Here is a 20,927-nt window from a genome sequence, read left to right as displayed (position 1 = left end):
GCGAACGGCCATTAAGACACTGCAAGGCTTAGTTCAGGATCCACAAGCATGCTATTAAATTCGTGGGGATCCCTCAGGGTCAGAGTATAATTCAAATCTGAATAGTAATAATAAAAATTCCCCCAAAGATTCAGGTGTTTATTCTATAATAGGTACACAAAACTGATAACCTTGGCCGAGTTTGCTTTGAAAATATTTAACGAGTTGCGTCATAAAACCCTGTTGATATGGCAGCACCAGCGTTACAAGCTCAGTGCTATCACCGTACTGCTCAATAGCTTATTAATATTTAACACTGTCTACGGCATGTCAGATCAAATCTTTAGCGCACCGCAGCTCTCGCATCTGACGGATATCAATCTAACGATGCTGACTAACGCGCCTTGGTTTATGCTTGGGGTGTTTTTACTGCTTAATTCTATCGGCTTATTGTTTCGTGCACGTATCGCTTGGGTGATGAGTCTTGTACTACTGCTAACCACCTTAGTTTTTACCTTACATTATTACCCTCATCTACAGCTAAATATCATTTTTTGTTGTCTGAGCATCATCTTATTATTGCTACTGAGTCGCGATTTTAACCGCAGCAGTGCAACCGCTGCGGGGATTGTCTCAGTCATTAGCTTTATTATTTTAATCATCTACTCGACTTATGGCAGCCTGTATTTTGGCGATGGATTTTCGCCAAAGATAACGGATTTAAGCACGGCATTTTATTTTGCCATGGTGACCATGACCACTGTTGGTTATGGTGATATTCTGCCAATAAGCGAGACAGCAAGACTGTTTACCGTTTCAATGATTATTGCCGGTATCGCGGTGTTTGCGACTTCTATCAGTACCATTTTTGGTCCATTTATTAGGAATGGGCTAAGTACACTTATACAAGGAAAAAAGAACACCATGAAAAGAGCCGATCACTTTATAGTTTGCGGTACCTCCGCCATGGCGACCAATACCATTATTAAGCTGCATCAACGAGGCTTAGCTGTCACCATTATCACCGCAAGACCTAGCGATGAGTTCGAGGTCATTGAGCAAAGCCTTGAGGGGAAATTTGATATTATCTCAGGCGACAGCAGTGATACGGCGGTACTAAAACAGGCTGGGTTGGAACAGTGCCGTGCTATTTTAGCGCTAACAGATAACGATGCCGACAATGCTTTTATTGTCTTATCTGCAAAAGATTTAAGTGCTGCAGCAAAAACCGTCGTTATCGTTAATGACAGTAAAAACTTAACCAAGGTCCAAAGGGTTCAGCCCGATATTTTATTGTCTCCACAACTGTTTGGCAGCGAGGTGTTGGCACGAATGCTTAATGGTGAACAGATGGATAATGACGATTTAGTGTCACTAATACTCAACTCTGCTCACGACATATCATCGAAAGATAATTTATAGCCTCTACACTTTGGGGATTAGCCTAGTTTCCTCAATCCTGATAGCGGTAGTTCCCCCTATTGCTATGGCTACAACGTAAGAGTCCCCCAAGGCTATCTCAATAACTTGGAGGACTCTTTGCGATACAATGACCCTTTAATCGCTATCGGTATTGTGCGAACTGTGATGCGGTAACGACGATTAGCTCGATTAGCTCGATTAGCTCGATTAGCTCGATTAGCTCAGATGGATTTGAGAGATCCCTGCTTTGCTCGTCCTGAGCCGATAACCCTCCCATTTTCAACCGCAATTAACAGTAGAAATCAGGCAGCCAAAGCACTCAAGACAGCTCCCCCGAAAATCCTTAAGTTCACTTGTCTCTTCTTAATTAAATGCAAATAAATGCCATTAACACTTAATAACTAATGACAATGAACTTATATAATATTTACAGCGGTTCCCAGTCAGACTGCTAGAAAATTAAAGCGGGTAATGGACTCTGCCATGTAAATATTTAGCATCTTTTGACTTATCTAACATCGCATATTGAGAACCCTTACCAATCAACTTCAACGCCATAGCAGGTGTATGATTGATGCTAAATAGTTACCAAAAGCACAATGATTACAAAAAGGGCTCTTCTCCCTGATTTACTGAAAAGCCTTATAGCGCATAGCCATGGCTATCACTATGCTCATGACTAACTACTATAAGAGACTGTTAATGTTTACTTAATACGCGTTTATAACCAAGCCAAAGTAATATTCAAAGTAATATTATTTAACTTCAACAATATCACCTGGCTGCCAGCTTTTATCAAACCAAGGTGCCAACGGACCATAGAGTCGTAATAAGATAAACCAACCTTTATTCGGTACAGTCTGGATCCAGTTACTCTCTTGGCCTATAGGTGCCTCTGGTGCAAAATAAATATCAACCGAACCATCGGCATTCAGCTTTAGTTTATCACGCTGATTATTTCGGCTAGGAAAAGGCTGGCCAGTCTGCAACTCTGAGCGAGTTTGGGTATCGTATGCCACTATCGACCAAAAGTTTTTTGCCGGTACATTGGCAGGAATGGTTAACTTATAAGTCTTAAGTAGCATATCGTCGCTTGGTTAAAATACTGGCGCTGTATGCTACTTTTTATTTAACCTCCCTAAATGTCGATTTATTGATAGGCTTAACGATCTAACACTGTAATCTCTTTAGTTACGCGCCCTGTGATGTATTTAGCTGTCGCAGTGATCGTTACCGTTCCCTCTTTATATGGACGTACATAACCGTCAAGTGTAACGTCGGCAATTTCTATATCACTACTTTGCCAGCTTATTTGATTAAAATCGGATATATCGTATATTTTTCCACCAGTAAAGGTTGCTGACACATAGAGTTTCTCAGGCTCATTTACCCAGATAACATCTGTGGGGTTTCCCAAACTCCCTATCCACATAGTCATATAATCGAGTGACTGATGGACAACCTCTACATATACATTGTTACTGCTAGTTTCTCCAGCAGCTGCGAATACAGTTGCAGAACCAATGCTTTCGGCTCGAAACAAACCGTTATTCTCATGTCTAAGCACATCATAATTGTCTGAATACCAGTTATTTGGACCTTCATTGATATTGTGTTCAGAGTCATTGCTATAATAAACCGTGCCTGTAAACTGCTGAGCTAGACCGACAGGTATAATAGCTGTCTCAGGTGTTACCCATAGGGAGAGCTGAACAGCATCGGTAACCGTTAACAGTGTTACGTTAGAATTTATACCATCCATAGCTACACTGATCTGTGTGTTGCCCACTGTTATGAGATCGGCTTTGCCTGTTAATGGGTCAACGGTTGCAACGCTTTCTTCTGTGCTAATCCAGCGTATATGTGAATGTAGCGTAATATCATGTGTGTTGTTATCTGAAAAAGTGCCTATTGCGCTATATTGTGCTTCTAGGCCCAGCGGAACTGAATTTGTTTCTGGTTCAAGAGCGATACTCTGTAAAATGGCTTCTGTAATAGACATTTCCCTCTGCGACTCAAATCCATCGTATTTAGCGGAAAAATTCACTTTACCGGATGAGATACCTTCAACTAAACCATTATTAATGGTCGCAATAGATGAGTTATCGCTTGTCCATGTAACCTCATCCGTTAGATCACTATTGTGACCGTCTGAGTAATATCCAATTGCAGTCATTTGAGTATTTAATCCGACAGGTAGCTCAGATACCTCAGTGCTTATACTCAGTTCTTGTAAGTAAACGGCGGGACTTTCATGATCATCATCAGAACATCCTGAGCAAAAGATAGATAAAAAGATGACCATACTGATGGGAAGTGCAATTTTTAGCATTATAACAAACTCCTAGTCCCTAACCTTAAGTTGCGCTAACTGGATAACACAACTCTTTTCAACCTTACAACTAATGTAAGGCTCTCCAAGTGTCGGCTAATATGTCAGTAAGCTGCTGTTTATGGTATGCAGTTTCCGAATAATATGCTTTGAATATGCAAATTTTCCATGAGATGAATCATGCTAATATTTTGGTAGTGACACCAACAATAAAGGGTATAGTTTAGAAAGGAAGAAGGGGATGTTTTTGATTGAAATAGCCCCTTCTAACTGCTTGTTTATCGTGTTAGTTTCCTTTGTGGCGCAGCGTATGAGACGGTAACTCTTGAAAAAGCTGTTTATACTCACCAGAGAAGCGTCCTAGCTCTACAAATCCCCAGCGAAGGGCGATATCCATTACTTTCCCCTTTGCGTAAGATGAAGCAATTAAGTCCCGTCTGACACCATTTAATCGCACTAATCGTAAATATTGTATTGGCGTAACACTTAAATATTCTTTAAATGCATATTGCAGATTTCGCTCGCTTAATTTTGCCACTGTGCATAGTTGAGCAACTGTGGGTAACTCGTCGTTAAAGTGATGTAGATATTCGAGAACTCGACGAACGCCTTTTACTCGTTGACTATGGCTTGGCAACTTATTTGATATAGGCTTATGTGCTGTTAAAGAGGCGAGTGCAAATTTTAAAATAGTGTCACAGAGCATCTGCTGTACCGCTGGGTATTGGGTGAAATAAGGACGCTGTTGCACTAACCTCATAGCATAATCTAAGCTTAAACGATATTGAGTGAGTGCCTGCGGGTGGGTTTGAACTGATTGACTGCTGAGCCAATGGATTGGAATTTCTTCTCCAGTTAGGTTGAGCAAGTTTTGATTGAGCCACTCTCGGTTAAATGCTGCACCAATGTAATGAAGCCGGCCTTTAAAGCAGGCATCCCATAATCCCCCCGTAGCTTGAAGCAGGCCATTGCCGCTATCGGCTTTACCGCAATAGCTGAAAGGGTCGCTGTCTGGGTAAACTGTAGCGAAAGGGACAAAGCTTGCAACGGGAGCCGCTTCTATACGTGCCCCAACAGATAGGCTTTCTCGAAAAATCTGTAATTCGCCCAAGTTAACTTCAGCATAGTCCGCATTGAGTACGCCAGACTGTAGCTGGGTATAGCGTCGATTCTTATTGATTTGAAATAAGGCTAAATGGTCAATATCTTGTGTATTGAGCGCTCTTACTTTATTTGAATCGATAATTTTTTCTTGAGTATCTTCCTGAACGTCCATGTTAACAACCCTGTTAATGCTCATTATCTATGTGATGCGCTTTAATTTCGAGCGATGCTTTTGCCTAAAACTATCGGATATTTTTGCTGTTTTAAAGCTTTTATCTGATTGAGTGATTCAATTTCCCCAAGGAACTTAAATTTTTTCAACTTTCGGCAGGCAAATAAAGACTCCATTCCGTTTGCTAAAGGCTTTGACGAGTCTTTTGCTTTAGCGGAATCTGGTGCCGAAAACTGGATTGAAATGTCTTATGCACCAATATACGACAGGGTGCATTATTTTGAGAACGACAAAGGAGTTAGGTTGCCGACAGACGATTATTACTCGTCAGATTATTATACCCAAAGGGTCATTGAAAATATTGAGGCTAACCGAGAGGATAGTAAGGCGTTTAGCCCGTATAAAAGAGCAGGGCATTTTTCCTAAAAGTGTTCAATTAGACCTTATGTTCGATAAGACCAGATTTGAAGATTGGCAGTGACCTGACTGGGATGCGTTAACGGATGAAGAGAAAGCGTTTAATGCTCGCAGGATGCAGACTTATGCGGGTATGGGCCATAATATCGGCTAAAGCTGATTAATAGTAAGAAGCGCGCAGGGCATTAAAATGGATTGTTAAAACAGTTGAATATAAAAAAGCACCTTGCGGTGCCTTTTTAATGTGTGCATTTTGCAGTGTTATGGCATTGACTTAGTCAGCGGCATAACCATTAGCAGGAAGCGCTTGCCTGTCAAGCTTGGCAATGCCTTCTACCATGCTTAAGCGATTCAGGCTGAACCATTTAACCACGAGTGGGTAAATGGAATGTTCCTGTTGATGAACACGCTCTGCCAAGGTATCGGCAGTATCATCTCCATAAACTGGCACTTTTGCCTGTAAGATCACCGGACCCGCATCAAGCTCTGGCGTCACAAAGTGTACGCTAGCGCCGTGCTCGGTGTCTTTAGCGTCAATCGCACGTTGATGCGTGTGTAAGCCTGTATACTTAGGCAAGAGAGAAGGGTGGATGTTAATCATCTTTCCTTCAAAACGCTGTACTAACTCATCACTTAGAATGCGCATAAAGCCAGCTAATACCACAAGATCTGGCTGATACTTTTCTATCGCATTGAGCAGTCTTGCGTCGTATTCTTGTCTTGTTTCGCCAGTGTGAGCTATCACGCAGCTGGTATCTATCTCATTTTGGTGGGCACGAACCAATCCATAGGCGTCGGGCTTATTGCTTATTACACCAACAACCTCTGCTTGTAGGTTATCATCACAGCCATCGATAATGGCTTGTAAATTACTGCCATTACCTGAAATCAATACTAAAACGCGACAACTCTGGGGCATTACAGGATCTCCACTTGCTCTTCTTCGCCGTTACGCTTGGCAATATTTCCGATTAGCCAAGCCTTTTCGCCTTCTGCTGTTAGCAATGCTAAGGCCGAATCGACTTTGTCTGCTGGTAGGGCGATAACCATACCAACGCCGCAGTTGAAGGTGCGGTACATTTCAAATTCAGAAATGTTGCCGTTTTCCATCAACCAATTAAAAATGACTGGCCACTGCCATGAGTCACTATTTACCACTGCTTTACAGTCTTCAGGTAATACGCGTGGGATATTTTCCCAGAATCCGCCACCTGTAATGTGCGACATTGCATGAACGTCATGTTGTTCAAGCAACTTAAGCAATGATTTTACATAAATCTTTGTAGGCTCTAATAAATGGTCAATCAAAGGTTTACCGGCAAGCTCTTGCTCTGGATCGGCTTTACTGACTTCTAATACCTTACGGATTAGTGAAAAACCATTTGAATGAGGACCGCTTGAGGCTAGTGCGATAAGCGCGTCTTCCGCTTGTACTTTAGTACCATCAATGATGTCAGCTTTTTCGACAACACCAACGCAGAAACCTGCTAGGTCGTAGTCATCGCCTTCATACATGCCTGGCATTTCAGCTGTTTCGCCGCCAATTAATGCACAGCCTGATTGCACACAACCTTCTGCAATACCTTTAACTACAGCGGTAGCAACTTCAACATCAAGTTTGCCAGTTGCATAGTAATCAAGGAAGAAAAGCGGCTCTGCACCTGAAACGATTAAATCGTTTGAGCACATGGCAACGAGGTCAACACCGACGTTATCGTGCTTCTTATAGTCGATAGCAAGACGTAATTTAGTGCCAACGCCATCAGTACCAGAAACCAGTACTGGATGCTTATACTTAGTTGGTAGCTCACAAAGTGCACCAAAACCACCTAAGTTGCCCATAACTTCTGGACGGCGGGTACGTTTTACTGCTGACTTGATGTTGTTAACTAGTGCATTTCCGGCATCAATATCAACGCCTGCATCTTTATAGCTTAGTGGGGTAGTAGGAGTGCTCACGGAGATCCTCTCGGGTACGGGTATCGATTATTATTGGATTTTACGCGGCGTTATTCTATCAGCTTGTGAGTAGCGTCGAAAGCTAAGTTTTTCAATAAACTTAGCGACAGAGCTCACGATTTAACGCCTTTTTGAAACTTTAAGTTTTCCTGTATGAACAAATCTACTAGAATCGTTTAAATTTACCGTGAAAAATACGTTAGAAAATCAGGAGAACAACATGAAAGTCGTTGAAGTTAAGCATCCTTTAGTCCGTCATAAAATTGGATTAATGCGCGAAGGTGATATTAGCACTAAGCGTTTTCGCGAATTAGCGGCAGAAGTAGGCAGTCTTCTAACATATGAAGCAACGGCTGATTTTGAAACTGAGAAAGTAACGATTGATGGTTGGAATGGTCCTGTTGAGATTGAGCAGATCAAAGGTAAAAAGGTAACTGTAGTGCCTATTTTACGTGCTGGTCTTGGCATGATGGATGGTGTGTTAGAGCACGTACCAAGTGCGCGTATTTCTGTTGTTGGTATTTACCGCGATGAAGAGACCTTAGAGCCTGTTCCTTATTTTGAAAAGCTGGCTAGTGATATGCCGTCACGTATTGCGTTGGTAGTTGATCCAATGCTGGCAACGGGTGGCTCGATGATTTCGACTATCGATTTGTTGAAAGAGCGCGGTTGTACTGCGATTAAAGCTCTTGTACTTGTAGCGGCTCCAGAAGGCGTAGCTGCGTTAGAAAAAGCGCATCCAGATATTGAACTTTATACTGCGTCTATCGATGATTGCCTAAATGAACAAGGCTATATTTTGCCAGGTCTTGGTGATGCGGGTGATAAGATTTTTGGCACTAAATAACCTTTAGTCAGAATCTATTGTAAAAAAGGAGCCAAATGGCTCCTTTTTTGTTTTCATCTTTCCTAGAACCTAGAACCTAGAACCTAGAACCTAGAACCTAGAACCTAGAACCTGCTATTAATCTAGTCAAAAGTCTGCTCTAAGCCTAAAGCACCATCGCCGCACCCCAGCCAAATACTAACAGCGGAATGTTGTAATGAATAAAGGTAGGAATAACGCTGTCTTTCATATGGTCGTGCTGGCCATCAGCATTAAGACCCGCAGTTGGGCCCAACGTGGATTCAGAAGCTGGTGAGCCAGCATCACCGAGTGCTGCCGCTGTACCGACTAAGGCAATGGTTGCTTCAACAGAGAAGCCAAAACTCATCGCCAACGGCACATAGATTGCGGCGATAATTGGGATAGTTGAAAATGATGAACCTATCCCCATGGTGATAAGTAAGCCAACGAGCAGCATTAAGAAGGCAGCCAACGCCTTATTATCACCAATAGCGGTATTCATTATCTCAACCAAGCTACCAACGTCACCCGTTCCTTTAATCACAGCTGCAAAACCAGCGGCAGAAATCATAATAAATCCAATGTTAGCCATCATGCGCACGCCTTGATTGAAGATATCTTGATCGGCTACATGCTTAAGTGCACCGGAAAAACTGAATACAATAAAGCCGACTAGCGCACCAAAGATCATCGAGTTGGTATATAGCTGCACAACTAAGGTCGCCACAACGGCGACAACGGCAATAGCAATATTGCGAGGGTTTAGGCCCTCTTCGGGTTCGGCTGCTAAAATTTGCTCTTCTTGATATTCTCGGGGCTTACGGTAGCTTATAAAGACAGCCACCAATAAACCAAACACCATGCCAAGTGCCGGAATAATCATCGCTGGAGCCACTTGTTCTCGGACCGCATTTAGATTATTGCTATTTAGGTTTGTTAGCAAAATGTCGTAAAGAAAGATGCCGCCAAACCCAACCGGTAACACCATGTAGGTTGTGACTAAACCGAAGGTGAGCACACAGGCCACTAAACGGCGATCCATTTTTAGTTTAGACATCACATGTAGTAACGGCGGGATTAAAATAGGAATAAAGGCAATGTGTATTGGCAAAATATTCTGTGAGGCGATAGCCATTGATAAAATGGTTAATAGTAAAACCCAACGAACGCGATTGTTGTTAGTACTATTTTGCTCTTTGCCTAATAAAGTAATGACCTTATTTGAAATTAATGTTGTAAGACCTGAATGCGACAAGGCAACGGCAAAAGCACCGAGAAGAGCATAGCTTAAGGCTATTTGCGCACCGCCACCAAGACCCGTATTAAAAGCGGCAACTGTTTGATGAAGATCCATGCCGCCTACAAGTCCAGCAACGAGTGCAGAGATAGTAAGTGCAATGACGATATTTACTCTAGCTAAGCTGAGCCCTAACATTAGGCATACAGCGATGACAACAGCATTCATAATATGATTAATCTATTTCTTATATTTGAAGTTGCGACCATTTTTGCCTGTTAAGCTGCAAGATGTCCAGTATCTAAGCTGGATATCTTGAATTCAAACACAGTTGTGAATTAGCTGTAGCTTAATATGCAAACAAAGTGTGAATATTAGTACGAAAAACAGGGTTATTCTGACGGGATAGTATTCAGTTAACAGAATAATCATTTAAAAAAGTGATATTGCTCTCAAATAGCTTGTATGCAACAAAACACTGCCTATAATGCCCTTAGATTTTAACGAAAAGCGTGTTTAGCAATCCATAGATGGAGAAATAAAATGAGCGTATTAGTTGGCCGTGCGGCCCCTGATTTTACTGCTGCTGCGGTACTAGGTAATGGTGAAATTGTTGATACCTTTAACCTATCTGAAGCAATTAAAGGAAAGACAGCCGTAGTATTCTTCTACCCACTAGACTTCACTTTCGTGTGCCCGTCAGAGCTAATTGCTTTTGATCACCGCATGGATGAGTTCAAGAAGCGTGGCGTTGAAGTTATCGGCGTTTCAATCGATTCTCAGTTCACTCATAACGCATGGCGTAACACGCCAGTAGACAAGGGCGGCATTGGCCAAGTTCAATACACGCTAGTTGCTGACGTTAAGCATGAGATCTGTAAAGCATACGATGTTGAGCATCCAGAAGCGGGTGTTGCATTCCGTGGTTCTTTCCTAATCGACAAAGAAGGTCAAGTTCGCCACCAAGTGGTTAACGATCTTCCGCTAGGTCGTAACGTTGACGAAATGATCCGTATGATTGATGCACTACATTTCCACGAAGAACATGGCGATGTATGTCCAGCGGGTTGGGAAAAAGGTGACAAAGGTATGGACGCAAGCCCAGCAGGCGTTGCTTCTTACCTAACTGATAATGCTGACTCACTATAATTTCTAACGAAATTGTAAGCAGTTAAGTAGTAGACAAAAGCTGCGTTTATCGCAGCTTTTTTGTTTTTATAGCGTGCTGATATTTATGATCGCAAGTTAACGAGTGATTGATATCAATAAAATAGCGCATAAAAAAAGGCGAACAGAATTATTCTGTTCGCCTTTTTTATTGTGCAGCTTCAGACAATTATCAATCGCCTGATGATATTGGTTCTTTGGAGCTTAAGACTCAATCACGTCCTCTGATCCCGCGTTATCTGCTTCATCAGCAATAAAAGGCCAGCCACCCAGTGCTTTCCAGCGGTTTACGATGAAGCAAAATAGCTCAGCTGTACGCTCGGTATCATAAAGTGCTGAGTGCGCTTCTTTATTGTCAAAAGGAATACCGGCCATACTGCATGCCTTTGCAAGCACGGTATGCCCAATTGCCAAACCCGCAAGTGTTGCGGTATCAAACGTGGCAAATGGATGGAATGGTGTACGTTTAAGGCCATTACGCTCAATGGCTTGGGTCACAAAGCCATGATCGAAGGCGGCGTTGTGCGCAACGATAATAGTGCGATGGCAGCCCGCCGCTTTTTGTGCTTTTTTAACTTCTTTAAAAATCTCTAAAAATGCTTCCTTTTCGCTAACAGCGCCACGAAGAGGATTAGTTGGATCGATTCCGGTAAAGGCTAGCGCTTCAGGCTCAAGGTTTGCGCCTTCAAATGGCTCAATATGGAAGTGCAGTGTCTTATCTAGACCCAATATACCTTCTTCGTCCATTTTGAGCATACTGACAGCGATTTCTAATAGCGCGTCAGTTTTTGCGTTAAAACCTGCGGTTTCAACATCAATGACCACTGGGAAATACCCTCGAAAGCGTTTTTTCAATAAATTATGGTCGAAAGTGTCAGTCATTAAAATTTTCCAAAAATGTGCAAGCGGCTATTATGCGGCAACTGATAATCACTGTCATGTGCGTTTGCCTGTTTTATAGGCTAAAGGAAAATAAATCTTTGCCGATACAGAGTAGTGATACGAATTTAGAGAGTGAATTTATGCGGCTTGGGTTAATTTTAGCATCATTATTGTTACTGCCTTCTGTTGCAAATGCAGATTTGAGGCAATATGTGGCTTCATTAGAAGAGTCGCAGTGGCGTTTGAGCGGCAATAATCCAGTGATGTGTCGCCTAGAACATGATATCCCTGCTTATGGTAAAGCGGTATTCACCAGTTATGCGGGTAAAGATCATAACTTGAATTTTAGCCTAGATATGTGGGTTAAACCGGATCAGGTGACTCAAGCTAAATTAATGAGCATGGCTCCCGCTTGGCGTCCTGGCGTGTTGTCTAAAGAGATCACCGAACTGACTTATCAAAAGTACTTTAGCGGTGAAGTGCCACGTAATGCTGCGTGGTCTATGCTGGCTGAACTAGAAAGTGGTATGCAGCCAACATTTTATTATGCCGATTGGTATAACGAGTCGAACAAAATAGCGGTAGGGCTATCGGCGGTGAACTTCAGACGTCAGTACTCAGAGTTTAAATCTTGTTTATCTTCTTTATTACCTTATTCATTTGAAGATATCGCGTTCACGGTATTAACCTATGAAGCTGGTGGAACCGAACTGACACGTTATGCCAAGTCGCAGATCGCAAGAGTGCAAGAATATTTAGCCTACGATCAGAACGTCGATTTAGTGTTGATCGATGCTTACACTGATAGTTATGGTGGTCGCAGTACTAACCAAAGAGTGTCTGAACAGCGTGCTGATTCGGTGAAGGAATTTTTTGTGGCTAGTGGTATTGGTCAAAGCCGAATACACACAGTTGGCCATGGTGAAAGAAGACATGTCACATCGAATCAAACGATTGATGAACGCTCTCGTAACCGCCGAGTTGTGATTAGGATAAGTAAACCGCTGTAACCGAACTTAGATATTCGAACTTAGATAGTTAAAGAGCCTAGCTTAATTGCTGGGCTTTTTTATGTGAAAAACTTAAGGATATTTGTGGCTATGCTCAGATTGCAGATAAAAAAAAGCCCGCTTACATAGTAAGCAGGCCGCAAAAATAAATCATTGCAATCAACAAATTGAAGGAAGGAAGTCAAGCATAAGAACCAGGGATATAACTTTCGTGGATAACCACAAAAGTTTAAGAGTTCTTGTTTTCGAATCTGCTAGGCAGACACTTCCTGAAAACGAGACGAATTATAGGGCTAGACCGCGATGCTGACAAACTAGAATAATTAGACGCACTCATTAGATTTACTAATGACAAGAGTGTGTTTCATTGCTGCTTAAGGGTACGTATGGCGGTGGTATTGAGGCTTTGGTCACATTTTTCTTTAAATTTCGCATAATATTTAATTAATCCATGTTGCAACTTTATTAACAGTTGCAGCGGGGTAACGCTAGCTGTAATCGCTAAACAAACTTTGCGATGTATTTTTTTAGTTTGTATAGTGCCCAGTGAAAAGGTCATTAAGATGATATAGATAAATTTAATTAGATAAAGCTTAACGACAATAACAAAAGTCTCATTATAAAAGAGTCAGTTAACCAGGGATAAATAATGCGAATTCATTCGATACTAACTAAAAAGCACTTGTTAGCTATAAGCTTAGGCATAGCTGTAGTGGGTTGCCAGTCACAACCTTCACAAGACAATACAACAAATACCATTGCGGCAAGTCAAGACAGTGTCGTTGAAACGATACATGGCGTTCAGGTTGCTGACCCTTATCGCTATTTAGAAGTTGAATCAGATAAAACTAAAAAGTGGGTGAGTGAACAGCAGAAGGCGGGTCATGAATATCTCGCTAATATCGAAAATAAACAGGCAATTGTTGATCGTATTACCGAACTTTGGAATTTTGAAAAGATTTCAGCACCGTTTGAAAAGGGTGATAACACATTTTATTACCGTAATGATGGACTACAAGCGCAGTCGGTTCTGTATGTAACAGACGCCGCAGGTAAGTCTAAGGTTGCTCTCGATCCAAACGGTTTCTCTGATGACGGTACTATTGCCTTGTCTGGTGTGTCGGTAAGTGACGATGGTAAAACATTAGCTTACGGCATATCAAAGTCGGGGTCTGATTGGCAGGCATGGCACTTTGTTGACGTTGCCACAGGAAAGAAACTTACAGATGAACTTGATTGGATAAAGTTCTCAAGTGCGGTATGGGATCACGATAACAGCGGAGTTTATTACGCTCGTTATGATGCGCCAGAAGGCGGCAATGCACTGGCTGATGTGAATTTTAATCAAAAAGTGTACCTTCATAAGATAGGCACACCGCAAAGTGCAGATACTTTAGTGTATGAAAGACCTCAGAACAAAGATTGGGGTTTTGGCATTGAGGTGTCTGAGAAGGGCGATTACTTATTACTGTATATCTCGCAAGGTACAGATAGCCGCAATCGCTTTTTCTACAAGTCGCTAAAAGACCCTCAAGCGAAAGTTATAGAGCTTATTCCTGACTTAGAGGCTGAATATAGCTTTATCGGTAACGATAACTCAGTGTTCTATTTCAAAACCGATTACAATGCACCAAACGGCAAAGTGATTGCCATCGATGTGAATAATCGTGCTAAAGAAAATTGGAAGACGATTATTCCTGAGTTTAGCGACCCTATCAGTAACATTGCGATTATTAATGACCACATGGTGGTGAGCTACCTGCATGACGTGTTGGGTAAATTGACGATTTACAGCATGAATGGTGATAAGCGCCAAGATGTCATGTTACCGGGTAAAGGTAAGATTGCAGGCCCTTACGGCAAACGGAGTAAAGATTACTTCTATTATGTTTTTAATAGCTACACTCAGCCACAAACCACCTATAAGTTCGATTTTAACACTGGTGAGTCGACGGTTTACTCTAAGCCTCAAGTTTCATTTTCCCCAAGTGATTACACCTCAGAGCAGGTTTTTTATACCAGTAAAGACGGTACTAAAGTGCCGATGATGATCTCGTATAAGAAAGGGTTAAACAAAGATGGCCAGAACCCAACTCTACTGTATGCCTATGGTGGCTTTGCTATCTCACTGACGCCGCGCTTTAGTCCGGCCAATATCGCTTGGATGGATATGGGGGGAGTCTATGCGGTGCCAAACCTTCGTGGCGGTGCAGAGTACGGTGAAAGCTGGCATCAAGCAGGCATGTTCGATAAAAAGCAAAATGTATTTGATGACTACTATGCTGCCGCTGAGTACTTGATTGACCAAAATTATACTAACTCATCGAAGTTAGGTGCCTATGGTCGCAGTAACGGTGGTTTATTAATGGGGGCAACGTTAACGCAGCGCCCAGAGCTATTTGCTGCCGTACTGCCCGCTGTTGGCGTACTCGATATGCTGCGCTTCCAAAAGTTCACCATTGGTTGGGCGTGGACCAGTGAATACGGTAGTGCCGATAATGCAGAGCAGTTCCCAGCACTTTATGCTTATTCGCCATATCACAACCTTAAAGAGCAAGCGTACCCTGCAACTATGGTGATGACTGCGGATCATGACGATCGGGTGGTACCATTACATAGCTTTAAGTTTGGCGCCTTGATGCAAGAGAAGCAGCAGGGCGATGCGCCTGTGATTATGCGTATCGAGTCAAAGGCTGGACACGGTGCGGGTAAGCCAACTTCGATGAAGATCGATGAGTTCGCCGATATCTACAGTTTCCTTTGGCAAAACTTCGGCCTTCAAGTTCCGGCTAAAATAGGTAAATAGGTCTTTTAAACCATTCTAAAGGAAGCTTAGGCTTCCTTTTTTTATGCCCGAGTAGCGTGCTTCCTATCGCGCGTACTGCGTACTTGGGTGCTTATGCAACAATCATTTAAGATGATTAACAAAATTTTATGAAGATGGGCATGGCATATCACATATCGCGATTCACAATTGCATACTGGCTAGGTATAGTAGGCCTCTATTTTATCTCATCGATTGGCGATTACCGTTTATGTTTCGTTGGCCTATTTCGGTTTATTATGAAGACACTGACGCTGGTGGTGTTGTTTACCATTCAAATTACCTTAAGTTTTTTGAACGGGCTCGCACCGAATGGTTACGTGCTATGGGAGTGAGTCAAACCGCTCTTTTGGCGGATGACATCGCGTTTATCGTTAAACGTGCTGCATTAGACTTTTGTAAAGCCGCTCGTTTTGAACAGAACCTTATTGTAGAAACCAAGGTCATACAACTAAAGAAAGTATCAATGGTATTTGAACAACGCTTAATCGATGAGCAAGGTGTAGTGTATTGCGAAGCCGAGATCCTCGTTGCTTGCATAGCGCTATCACGTATGAGACCTCAAGCTATTCCCCAAAATATTGCGCAGGAGTTTAAAGTTGGAAGCTGATATTTCGTTTATTGGATTATTTTTACAAGCAAGTTTACTGGTAAAATTTGTTATGTTGACTTTGCTTAGTCTATCTATTGCCTCATGGGCGGTCATTATTCAGCGCCGTAAGCTGCTTAACGCGGCAAAAAACGACGCATTAAGATTTGAAGATAAGTTCTGGTCAGGTGTCGATTTAAATAAGCTTTATCAAGAGTTATCGGCAAGACAAGACAGTAACACAGGTCTTGAAGCACTGTTTGTGACAGGTTTTAAAGAATATGCTCGCTTAAATAAGTTAAATGGCCGTGTACCCGAAGCTGTGATGGACGGTAGCTATCGTGCGATGCGTGTATCGTTATCGCGCGAACTAGAAAAACTCGAAACCCACTTACCTTTATTGGCAACCATAGGTTCAACCAGTCCTTATATTGGTCTATTCGGTACGGTTTGGGGGATCATGAACTCCTTTATCGCCTTAGGTGCGGTAGAGAATGCCACCCTTGCCATGGTCGCGCCAGGTATTGCTGAGGCCTTGATCGCCACCGCTATGGGTCTATTTGCAGCTATTCCAGCCGTTATTGCTTATAACCGCTTTTCTACGCAAGTTGAAAAGATTGAAATGTCTTATGCCAACTTTATGGAAGAATTCTCAAGTATTTTGCATCGCCAAGCATACAGCGAGAAGGAACAGGCATAATGCATCAAGGCTACCAAAGGAAGCGCCGTCGTCCGGTCGCTGAAATTAACGTGGTGCCCTATATCGATGTGATGTTGGTACTGCTGATTATCTTTATGGTTACAGCGCCGATTGTTACCCAAGGGGTGAAAGTTGATTTGCCTCAAGGGCAAGCGGAATCTTTACCCGCTGACAGTAAACCACCTGTTGTGGCGTCTATTGATGCCATGGGCGAGTATTACTTAGATGTGGGTAGTTCTAGTACTAAAGAGGTTCTAGATTTAGATGAAGTAGCGGTGCGTGTCGGCGCGATTATTCAGTTGGAGCCTGAGCGCCCTGTTGTAGTGAAAGCCGATCGCTCGATCCCTTATGAAAAAGTGATTCAACTAATGGTGACGCTACAAGGTGCCGGTGTGCCGTCAGTGGGCTTAATGACTGATTCGCCGGAGGATAAATAAGTGGCGGCTAAATCAGATTTAACCCTGCCAGTTGCTATTTCAGCTGGAATTCATATTGGCGTGATAATTATTCTTATCTTAGGCGTAGACTTTTCAGAAAAGCCTAAACCGCAGCCGCAAGCAAGTGCGCCCGCTATGCAGGCTGTGGTCGTTGATCAAAAAAGGGTCGCGCAGCACGTTGAAAGGCTTAAAGCGGATAAACGCGAAGCCGAACGTAAAGAAAAAGCCCGTCAAGATGATGCGGATAGACGAGTACGTGAAGCGCGTAAAGAGCGCGAACGCGAGCAAGCTCAAATTAAAAAGTTAGAAAAAGAGCGTAAGCAAAAAGAGATTGAAACAAAGAACGCTTCTGACGCAGCGAAAGCGGCGCAGTTAAAGCAAAAGCAAGAAAAAGAGAAAGCGGCAATAGCAGAAGCAGATCGTAAGCAGAAAGACAAAGAACGTAAAGCCTCTGAAGAAGCAGCAAAAAAAGCGGCCGATAAACGTAGAGCGGAAGAAGCAGCAGCTAAGAAAGCGGAAGATGAGCGCAAACGTAAAGCTGAAGCCGAGCGTAAGCGCAAAGCGGAAGAGCAAGCTAGGCGCGAGCAAGAGCAGATGATGCAAGATGCATTGGCTGCCGAGCAAGCGGCACTTTCTCAGACTCGTAATAAGCAGGTGATGACCGAAGTACAGCGGTATACCTCTATGATTAGAGCAACAATCCAGCGCAACTTAGTGGTTGATGAATCAATGCGGGGCAAGAGTTGTCGAGTATTTATTCGCTTAGCTAATGATGGTTTTGTGACAGCAAGTCAAACTCTCGATGGTGATAACGTGGTTTGCCGTGCGACTAAAGCTGCTATTAATAAGGCCGGCAGGTTACCAGTATCGAGTGAGCCTGACGTGTATAACAAGCTGAAAGAAATTAATTTAACAGTTCAACCTGAGTTTGATTAAAGGAACCGTATGAAAATTTTTGCTAAATGGGTGCTAGCGAGCATGCTTGTTTGCAGTATGCCAGTAAAGGCAGCCCTAGATATTGTCATCACTGAAGGGATCGACGCGGCGAGACCTATCGCGGTTATACCTTTTGTTTGGCAAGGCACTGGGCCGATGCCATCACAAATCTCTGATGTGGTGATGTCAGATTTGGCTCGCAGTGGCACGTTTAGTCCCGCAGATGAACTGAGCTTACCACAACGTGGCATTAGTACTTTGGCACAATTTAATGCCTCGGCTTGGATGGCGCAACCTGCAGAAGCAGTTGTTATGGGGTCGATTAAGCCCTATGGCGCTGATAAGTACTTAGTCAGCTTTGAGTTAATTGACTTAGTCAAAGCGCAGCTTCAGTCAGATTCTATCTCTAAGCAGGATTTAGTGATTGATAGTCGTGAAACCATTATTACCGCTGCGCAGTTTCGTCAATATGGTCACCGCATTAGCGATGTCGTTTATGAAAAGCTTACGGGTATTCGTGGTGCATTCTTAACGCGTATTGCTTATGTGGTCGTGAACCATGGCGAGAAATCACCCTATAAGTTGATGATTGCTGATTATGATGGTTATAACGAGCAAATGTTGCTTCGTTCTCCAGAGCCGTTAATGTCTCCTTCTTGGTCACCTGACGGTCAGCGTCTTGCTTACGTTAGTTTTGAAAACCGTAAAGCAGAGATCTATGTACAGAACATCTATACTCAGCAACGAACTAACGTCACTAGCTTTGATGGCATAAATGGCGCGCCGGTATTCTCACCTGATGGGAAAAAGCTCGCGGTAACGCTGTCTAAAGATGGTCAGCCAGAGGTTTACGTGGTTGATATCGACACTAAAGCTGTTAAGCGTGTGACTAATCATTATGCGATTGATACCGAGCCATCTTGGTTCCCAGATGGTAAGTCATTACTTATTACCTCTGAACGGGGCGGCCGTCCTCAGCTATATCGTGTTTATTTAGATTCAGGTAAGATTTCTCGTTTAACCTTTGAAGGTGAATGGAATTTAGGTGGTTCTATCTCTCCTGATGGACGCAGCATTATTTTTGTTAATCGCACCAATGGTAAATATAATATTGCCCGTATGGATCTTGAGACTCGCTTTATGCAAGTGTTAACCAGTACGCGATTAGATGAATCACCAAGCGTGGCGCCAAATGGCACCATGGTTATTTACGGAACAACATACCAAGGCAAACAAGTGTTAGCTGCGGTTTCTATGGATGGACGTTTTAAAGCAAGATTGCCCGTTGGGCAGGGTGAAGTTAAATCACCATCTTGGTCACCATTTCTCTAACTAAAAAGATTAAGGATTTAAAAAATGGATCTGAATAAGCTATTTAAAGCCATGTTAGTCGTACTTCCTATTATGGCTATCAGCGCATGTAGCTCGACTTCTGAGTCTGAAACAGATGCAACGAGTTCAACTGAGTCATCTTCATCAAGTGAATATGCAAACGGTGTAGAAACAGGTGGCGTAGCCCCTGTATTGACTCCTGAAGAGCAGCAACGCCTTAAATATCAAGAGTTGAGAAAAGAACACATTATCTATTTTGATTTTGACCGTAGCTCAGTTTCTCAACAGTTTGCCGAAGTGATTCAAGCTCATGGCGATTATCTTGTTGAACATCCAAACGTACGTGTGATGATTGAAGGTCATGCTGATGAGCGTGGTACGCCTGAATATAATATCGCACTTGGTGAGCGTCGTGCTAAAGCGGTAGCTAAATACTTACAAAGTATGGGTGTACAGCCTAGCCAAATGAGTATAGTGAGTTACGGTGAAGAAAAGCCTATGGATTTCTCACGTAGTGACGAAGGTTTTGCTAAAAACCGTCGCGCTGTACTAGTTTATTAATATTACAGGTAAAAGGTTTACCTTATGAAGCACGCTGTTTTATCTGCGGCAATTATCCTAGTAGCGGGTTCTGCGTATGCAGCACCTGCTCCAGTTGAGGATATTGCTGGTGGCTCTACTGATGACAGAGTCGCTCGCCTTGAGCGAGTAATTAAAGCTAAGCAACAAAGTGAATTCCAAATGCAGCAGCGTTTAGATACTTTGCAGCAAGAAGTATTAGATCTACGTGGTCTGAGTGAGCAGCAGTCTTATCAAATTGAACAGATGCTACAAAGACAGCGTCAGTTATATGAAGATATTGCCAACATTTCTTCAAAACCTGCTGTAGCTGTTGTTGCAAATACTTCGGGTTCTGCTCCAGCAGGAACTTCAAGTCTTGGCGAAACCGCTAGCTATGAGCAAGCGGTTAATTTGGTATTGAAAGAGAAAAAGTATGATGCTGCTATCCCTGCATTTGCTAAGTTTATTGAAAATTACCCAAATTCAAGTTATGCGCCAAATGCGAATTATTGGTTAGGCCAACTTCTTTATAATAAGAGTGAGTTTGTTGGTGCAGCCAAAGCGTTTACGACAGTTGTAGAAAAATACAAAGATTCTGGTAAGCGCGGTGAAAGTTTAGTGAAGCTGGGAATGATTGCAGAAAAAACTGGCGATAAGGTAAAAGCAAAGGCTTATTACCAAAAAGTTACTAAGGAATATGCTAATAGCGCAGCGGCAAGAATTGCATTGCAGCAACTTTCATCACTTTGATGCTGATTTATTCAGAAAACAAACTCTTAGATTGTTTTTCAGGCAAACAAAGGAAAATGGGAAGATTGCACTTGCATGCGAAGATGAAAAAGGTATTATAGGCGCCCTCAGAGCGACACAGTCGTTTGAGGGCATCTTAAACCGAGTAAGTTAGTTATCTAGCTGACAAGGTCAAGATGTTAGTAATGCTAGAGGGGCTGTTAGCTCAGTCGGTAGAGCAGTTGGCTTTTAACCAATTGGTCGAAGGTTCGAATCCTTCACAGCCCACCA

20 protein-coding genes and 1 tRNA gene are annotated in these 20,927 nt (G+C 42.7%); 14 read left to right on the top strand and 7 right to left on the bottom strand.

The annotated features are described in order from the left end of the window. The first annotated feature begins 186 nt into the window (after positions 1-186). Positions 187-1,401, top strand: coding sequence for a voltage-gated potassium channel protein (gene kch, locus ACVBIL_RS19510; protein ID WP_447168601.1), 1,215 nt, complete (start codon positions 187-189; stop codon positions 1,399-1,401). Between the two features lie 755 nt (positions 1,402-2,156). Here kch and ACVBIL_RS19505 read toward each other — a convergent pair. From ACVBIL_RS19505 to ACVBIL_RS19495, 3 genes are all read right to left on the bottom strand, one after another. Beyond that, positions 2,157-2,486 (bottom strand): DUF1214 domain-containing protein, encoded by a 330-nt coding sequence (locus ACVBIL_RS19505; protein WP_447168600.1) that lies wholly within the window; start codon positions 2,484-2,486, stop codon positions 2,157-2,159. Positions 2,487-2,563: 77 nt separating this feature from the next. Then, entirely contained in the window at positions 2,564-3,733 is a 1,170-nt protein-coding gene (locus ACVBIL_RS19500) for an Ig-like domain-containing protein (RefSeq protein ID WP_447168599.1), read from the bottom strand. Positions 3,734-4,019: 286 nt separating this feature from the next. Then, positions 4,020-5,009, bottom strand: coding sequence for a helix-turn-helix domain-containing protein (locus ACVBIL_RS19495; RefSeq protein WP_447168598.1), 990 nt, complete (start codon positions 5,007-5,009; stop codon positions 4,020-4,022). A gap of 108 nt (positions 5,010-5,117) precedes the next feature. Between ACVBIL_RS19495 and ACVBIL_RS19490 the strand changes: the two genes are divergently transcribed. Continuing rightward, entirely contained in the window at positions 5,118-5,435 is a 318-nt protein-coding gene (locus ACVBIL_RS19490) for a hypothetical protein (RefSeq protein ID WP_447168597.1), read from the top strand. A 265-nt stretch (positions 5,436-5,700) separates the two neighbouring features. On the opposite strand, the gene purN is transcribed toward ACVBIL_RS19490, so the two are convergent. After that, a complete protein-coding gene (purN, locus tag ACVBIL_RS19485) occupies positions 5,701-6,345 on the bottom strand; it encodes a phosphoribosylglycinamide formyltransferase (RefSeq protein WP_447168596.1) in 645 nt (214 codons plus the stop codon). Beyond that, entirely contained in the window at positions 6,345-7,385 is a 1,041-nt protein-coding gene (gene purM, locus ACVBIL_RS19480) for a phosphoribosylformylglycinamidine cyclo-ligase (RefSeq protein WP_447168595.1), read from the bottom strand. The genes purN and purM overlap by 1 nt, the downstream gene beginning before the upstream one ends. Before the next feature lie 220 nt (positions 7,386-7,605). On the opposite strand from purM, the gene upp reads away from it, so the two are divergent. Next, a complete protein-coding gene (gene upp, locus ACVBIL_RS19475; RefSeq protein ID WP_220765444.1) occupies positions 7,606-8,232 on the top strand; it encodes a uracil phosphoribosyltransferase in 627 nt (208 codons plus the stop codon). A 145-nt stretch (positions 8,233-8,377) separates the two neighbouring features. On the opposite strand, the gene ACVBIL_RS19470 is transcribed toward upp, so the two are convergent. Further along, positions 8,378-9,697 (bottom strand): Na+/H+ antiporter family protein, encoded by a 1,320-nt coding sequence (locus ACVBIL_RS19470; RefSeq protein WP_447168594.1) that lies wholly within the window; start codon positions 9,695-9,697, stop codon positions 8,378-8,380. Positions 9,698-10,012: 315 nt separating this feature from the next. Between ACVBIL_RS19470 and ACVBIL_RS19465 the strand changes: the two genes are divergently transcribed. Beyond that, positions 10,013-10,618 (top strand): peroxiredoxin C, encoded by a 606-nt coding sequence (locus tag ACVBIL_RS19465; RefSeq protein WP_447168593.1) that lies wholly within the window; start codon positions 10,013-10,015, stop codon positions 10,616-10,618. Positions 10,619-10,840: 222 nt separating this feature from the next. On the opposite strand, the gene rnt is transcribed toward ACVBIL_RS19465, so the two are convergent. After that, entirely contained in the window at positions 10,841-11,518 is a 678-nt protein-coding gene (gene rnt, locus ACVBIL_RS19460) for a ribonuclease T (protein ID WP_447168592.1), read from the bottom strand. Positions 11,519-11,658: 140 nt separating this feature from the next. Between rnt and ACVBIL_RS19455 the strand changes: the two genes are divergently transcribed. The 10 genes from ACVBIL_RS19455 (at position 11,659) to ACVBIL_RS19410 (ending at position 20,927) form a co-directional block, all read left to right on the top strand. After that, the gene (locus tag ACVBIL_RS19455) at positions 11,659-12,528 is read left to right on the top strand and encodes a flagellar protein MotY (RefSeq protein WP_447168591.1); all 870 of its coding nucleotides are present in this window, start codon (positions 11,659-11,661) and stop codon (positions 12,526-12,528) included. A gap of 649 nt (positions 12,529-13,177) precedes the next feature. Then, complete coding sequence (locus tag ACVBIL_RS19450) at positions 13,178-15,334, top strand: prolyl oligopeptidase family serine peptidase (protein WP_447168590.1); 2,157 nt, start codon at positions 13,178-13,180, stop codon at positions 15,332-15,334. 229 nt (positions 15,335-15,563) lie between these two features. Beyond that, positions 15,564-15,962, top strand: coding sequence for a tol-pal system-associated acyl-CoA thioesterase (gene ybgC / locus ACVBIL_RS19445; RefSeq protein WP_447168589.1), 399 nt, complete (start codon positions 15,564-15,566; stop codon positions 15,960-15,962). Then, positions 15,952-16,641, top strand: a complete 690-nt coding sequence (tolQ, locus tag ACVBIL_RS19440; protein WP_447168588.1) for a protein TolQ — start codon at positions 15,952-15,954, stop codon at positions 16,639-16,641. Before ybgC ends, tolQ begins: the two co-directional genes overlap by 11 nt. Then, a complete protein-coding gene (gene tolR / locus ACVBIL_RS19435) occupies positions 16,641-17,078 on the top strand; it encodes a protein TolR (protein WP_447168587.1) in 438 nt (145 codons plus the stop codon). Before tolQ ends, tolR begins: the two co-directional genes overlap by 1 nt. Beyond that, complete coding sequence (gene tolA / locus ACVBIL_RS19430; protein ID WP_447168586.1) at positions 17,079-18,014, top strand: cell envelope integrity protein TolA; 936 nt, start codon at positions 17,079-17,081, stop codon at positions 18,012-18,014. A 9-nt stretch (positions 18,015-18,023) separates the two neighbouring features. Then, on the top strand, positions 18,024-19,346 hold the full coding sequence (gene tolB, locus ACVBIL_RS19425) for a Tol-Pal system beta propeller repeat protein TolB (protein ID WP_447168585.1): 1,323 nt from the start codon (positions 18,024-18,026) through the stop codon (positions 19,344-19,346). A 24-nt stretch (positions 19,347-19,370) separates the two neighbouring features. Further along, positions 19,371-19,907: a peptidoglycan-associated lipoprotein Pal gene (gene pal, locus ACVBIL_RS19420; RefSeq protein WP_447168584.1), complete on the top strand. Its 537-nt coding sequence runs from the start codon at positions 19,371-19,373 to the stop codon at positions 19,905-19,907. Between the two features lie 24 nt (positions 19,908-19,931). Beyond that, complete coding sequence (gene ybgF / locus ACVBIL_RS19415) at positions 19,932-20,657, top strand: tol-pal system protein YbgF (RefSeq protein ID WP_447168583.1); 726 nt, start codon at positions 19,932-19,934, stop codon at positions 20,655-20,657. A 194-nt stretch (positions 20,658-20,851) separates the two neighbouring features. Then, positions 20,852-20,927, top strand: a tRNA-Lys gene (locus ACVBIL_RS19410).

Source organism: Shewanella sp. 125m-7 (genome assembly GCF_052977045.1).
This window is presented reverse-complemented; position numbering and strand designations above follow the sequence as displayed.

What these genes read in the sequence shown, in the direction of transcription:
- ACVBIL_RS19505 (WP_447168600.1), bottom strand. Translation starts at nt 2,486, where the DNA reads ATGCTACTTAAGACTTATAAGTTAACCATTCCTGCCAATGTACCGGCA.
- ACVBIL_RS19500 (WP_447168599.1), bottom strand. Translation starts at nt 3,733, where the DNA reads ATGCTAAAAATTGCACTTCCCATCAGTATGGTCATCTTTTTATCTATC.
- ACVBIL_RS19495 (WP_447168598.1), bottom strand. Translation starts at nt 5,009, where the DNA reads ATGGACGTTCAGGAAGATACTCAAGAAAAAATTATCGATTCAAATAAA.
- purN (WP_447168596.1), bottom strand. Translation starts at nt 6,345, where the DNA reads ATGCCCCAGAGTTGTCGCGTTTTAGTATTGATTTCAGGTAATGGCAGT.
- upp (WP_220765444.1), top strand. Translation starts at nt 7,606, where the DNA reads ATGAAAGTCGTTGAAGTTAAGCATCCTTTAGTCCGTCATAAAATTGGA.
- ACVBIL_RS19470 (WP_447168594.1), bottom strand. Translation starts at nt 9,697, where the DNA reads ATGAATGCTGTTGTCATCGCTGTATGCCTAATGTTAGGGCTCAGCTTA.
- ACVBIL_RS19465 (WP_447168593.1), top strand. Translation starts at nt 10,013, where the DNA reads ATGAGCGTATTAGTTGGCCGTGCGGCCCCTGATTTTACTGCTGCTGCG.
- rnt (WP_447168592.1), bottom strand. Translation starts at nt 11,518, where the DNA reads ATGACTGACACTTTCGACCATAATTTATTGAAAAAACGCTTTCGAGGG.
- ACVBIL_RS19455 (WP_447168591.1), top strand. Translation starts at nt 11,659, where the DNA reads ATGCGGCTTGGGTTAATTTTAGCATCATTATTGTTACTGCCTTCTGTT.
- ACVBIL_RS19450 (WP_447168590.1), top strand. Translation starts at nt 13,178, where the DNA reads ATGCGAATTCATTCGATACTAACTAAAAAGCACTTGTTAGCTATAAGC.
- ybgC (WP_447168589.1), top strand. Translation starts at nt 15,564, where the DNA reads ATGTTTCGTTGGCCTATTTCGGTTTATTATGAAGACACTGACGCTGGT.
- tolR (WP_447168587.1), top strand. Translation starts at nt 16,641, where the DNA reads ATGCATCAAGGCTACCAAAGGAAGCGCCGTCGTCCGGTCGCTGAAATT.
- tolB (WP_447168585.1), top strand. Translation starts at nt 18,024, where the DNA reads ATGAAAATTTTTGCTAAATGGGTGCTAGCGAGCATGCTTGTTTGCAGT.
- pal (WP_447168584.1), top strand. Translation starts at nt 19,371, where the DNA reads ATGGATCTGAATAAGCTATTTAAAGCCATGTTAGTCGTACTTCCTATT.
- ybgF (WP_447168583.1), top strand. Translation starts at nt 19,932, where the DNA reads ATGAAGCACGCTGTTTTATCTGCGGCAATTATCCTAGTAGCGGGTTCT.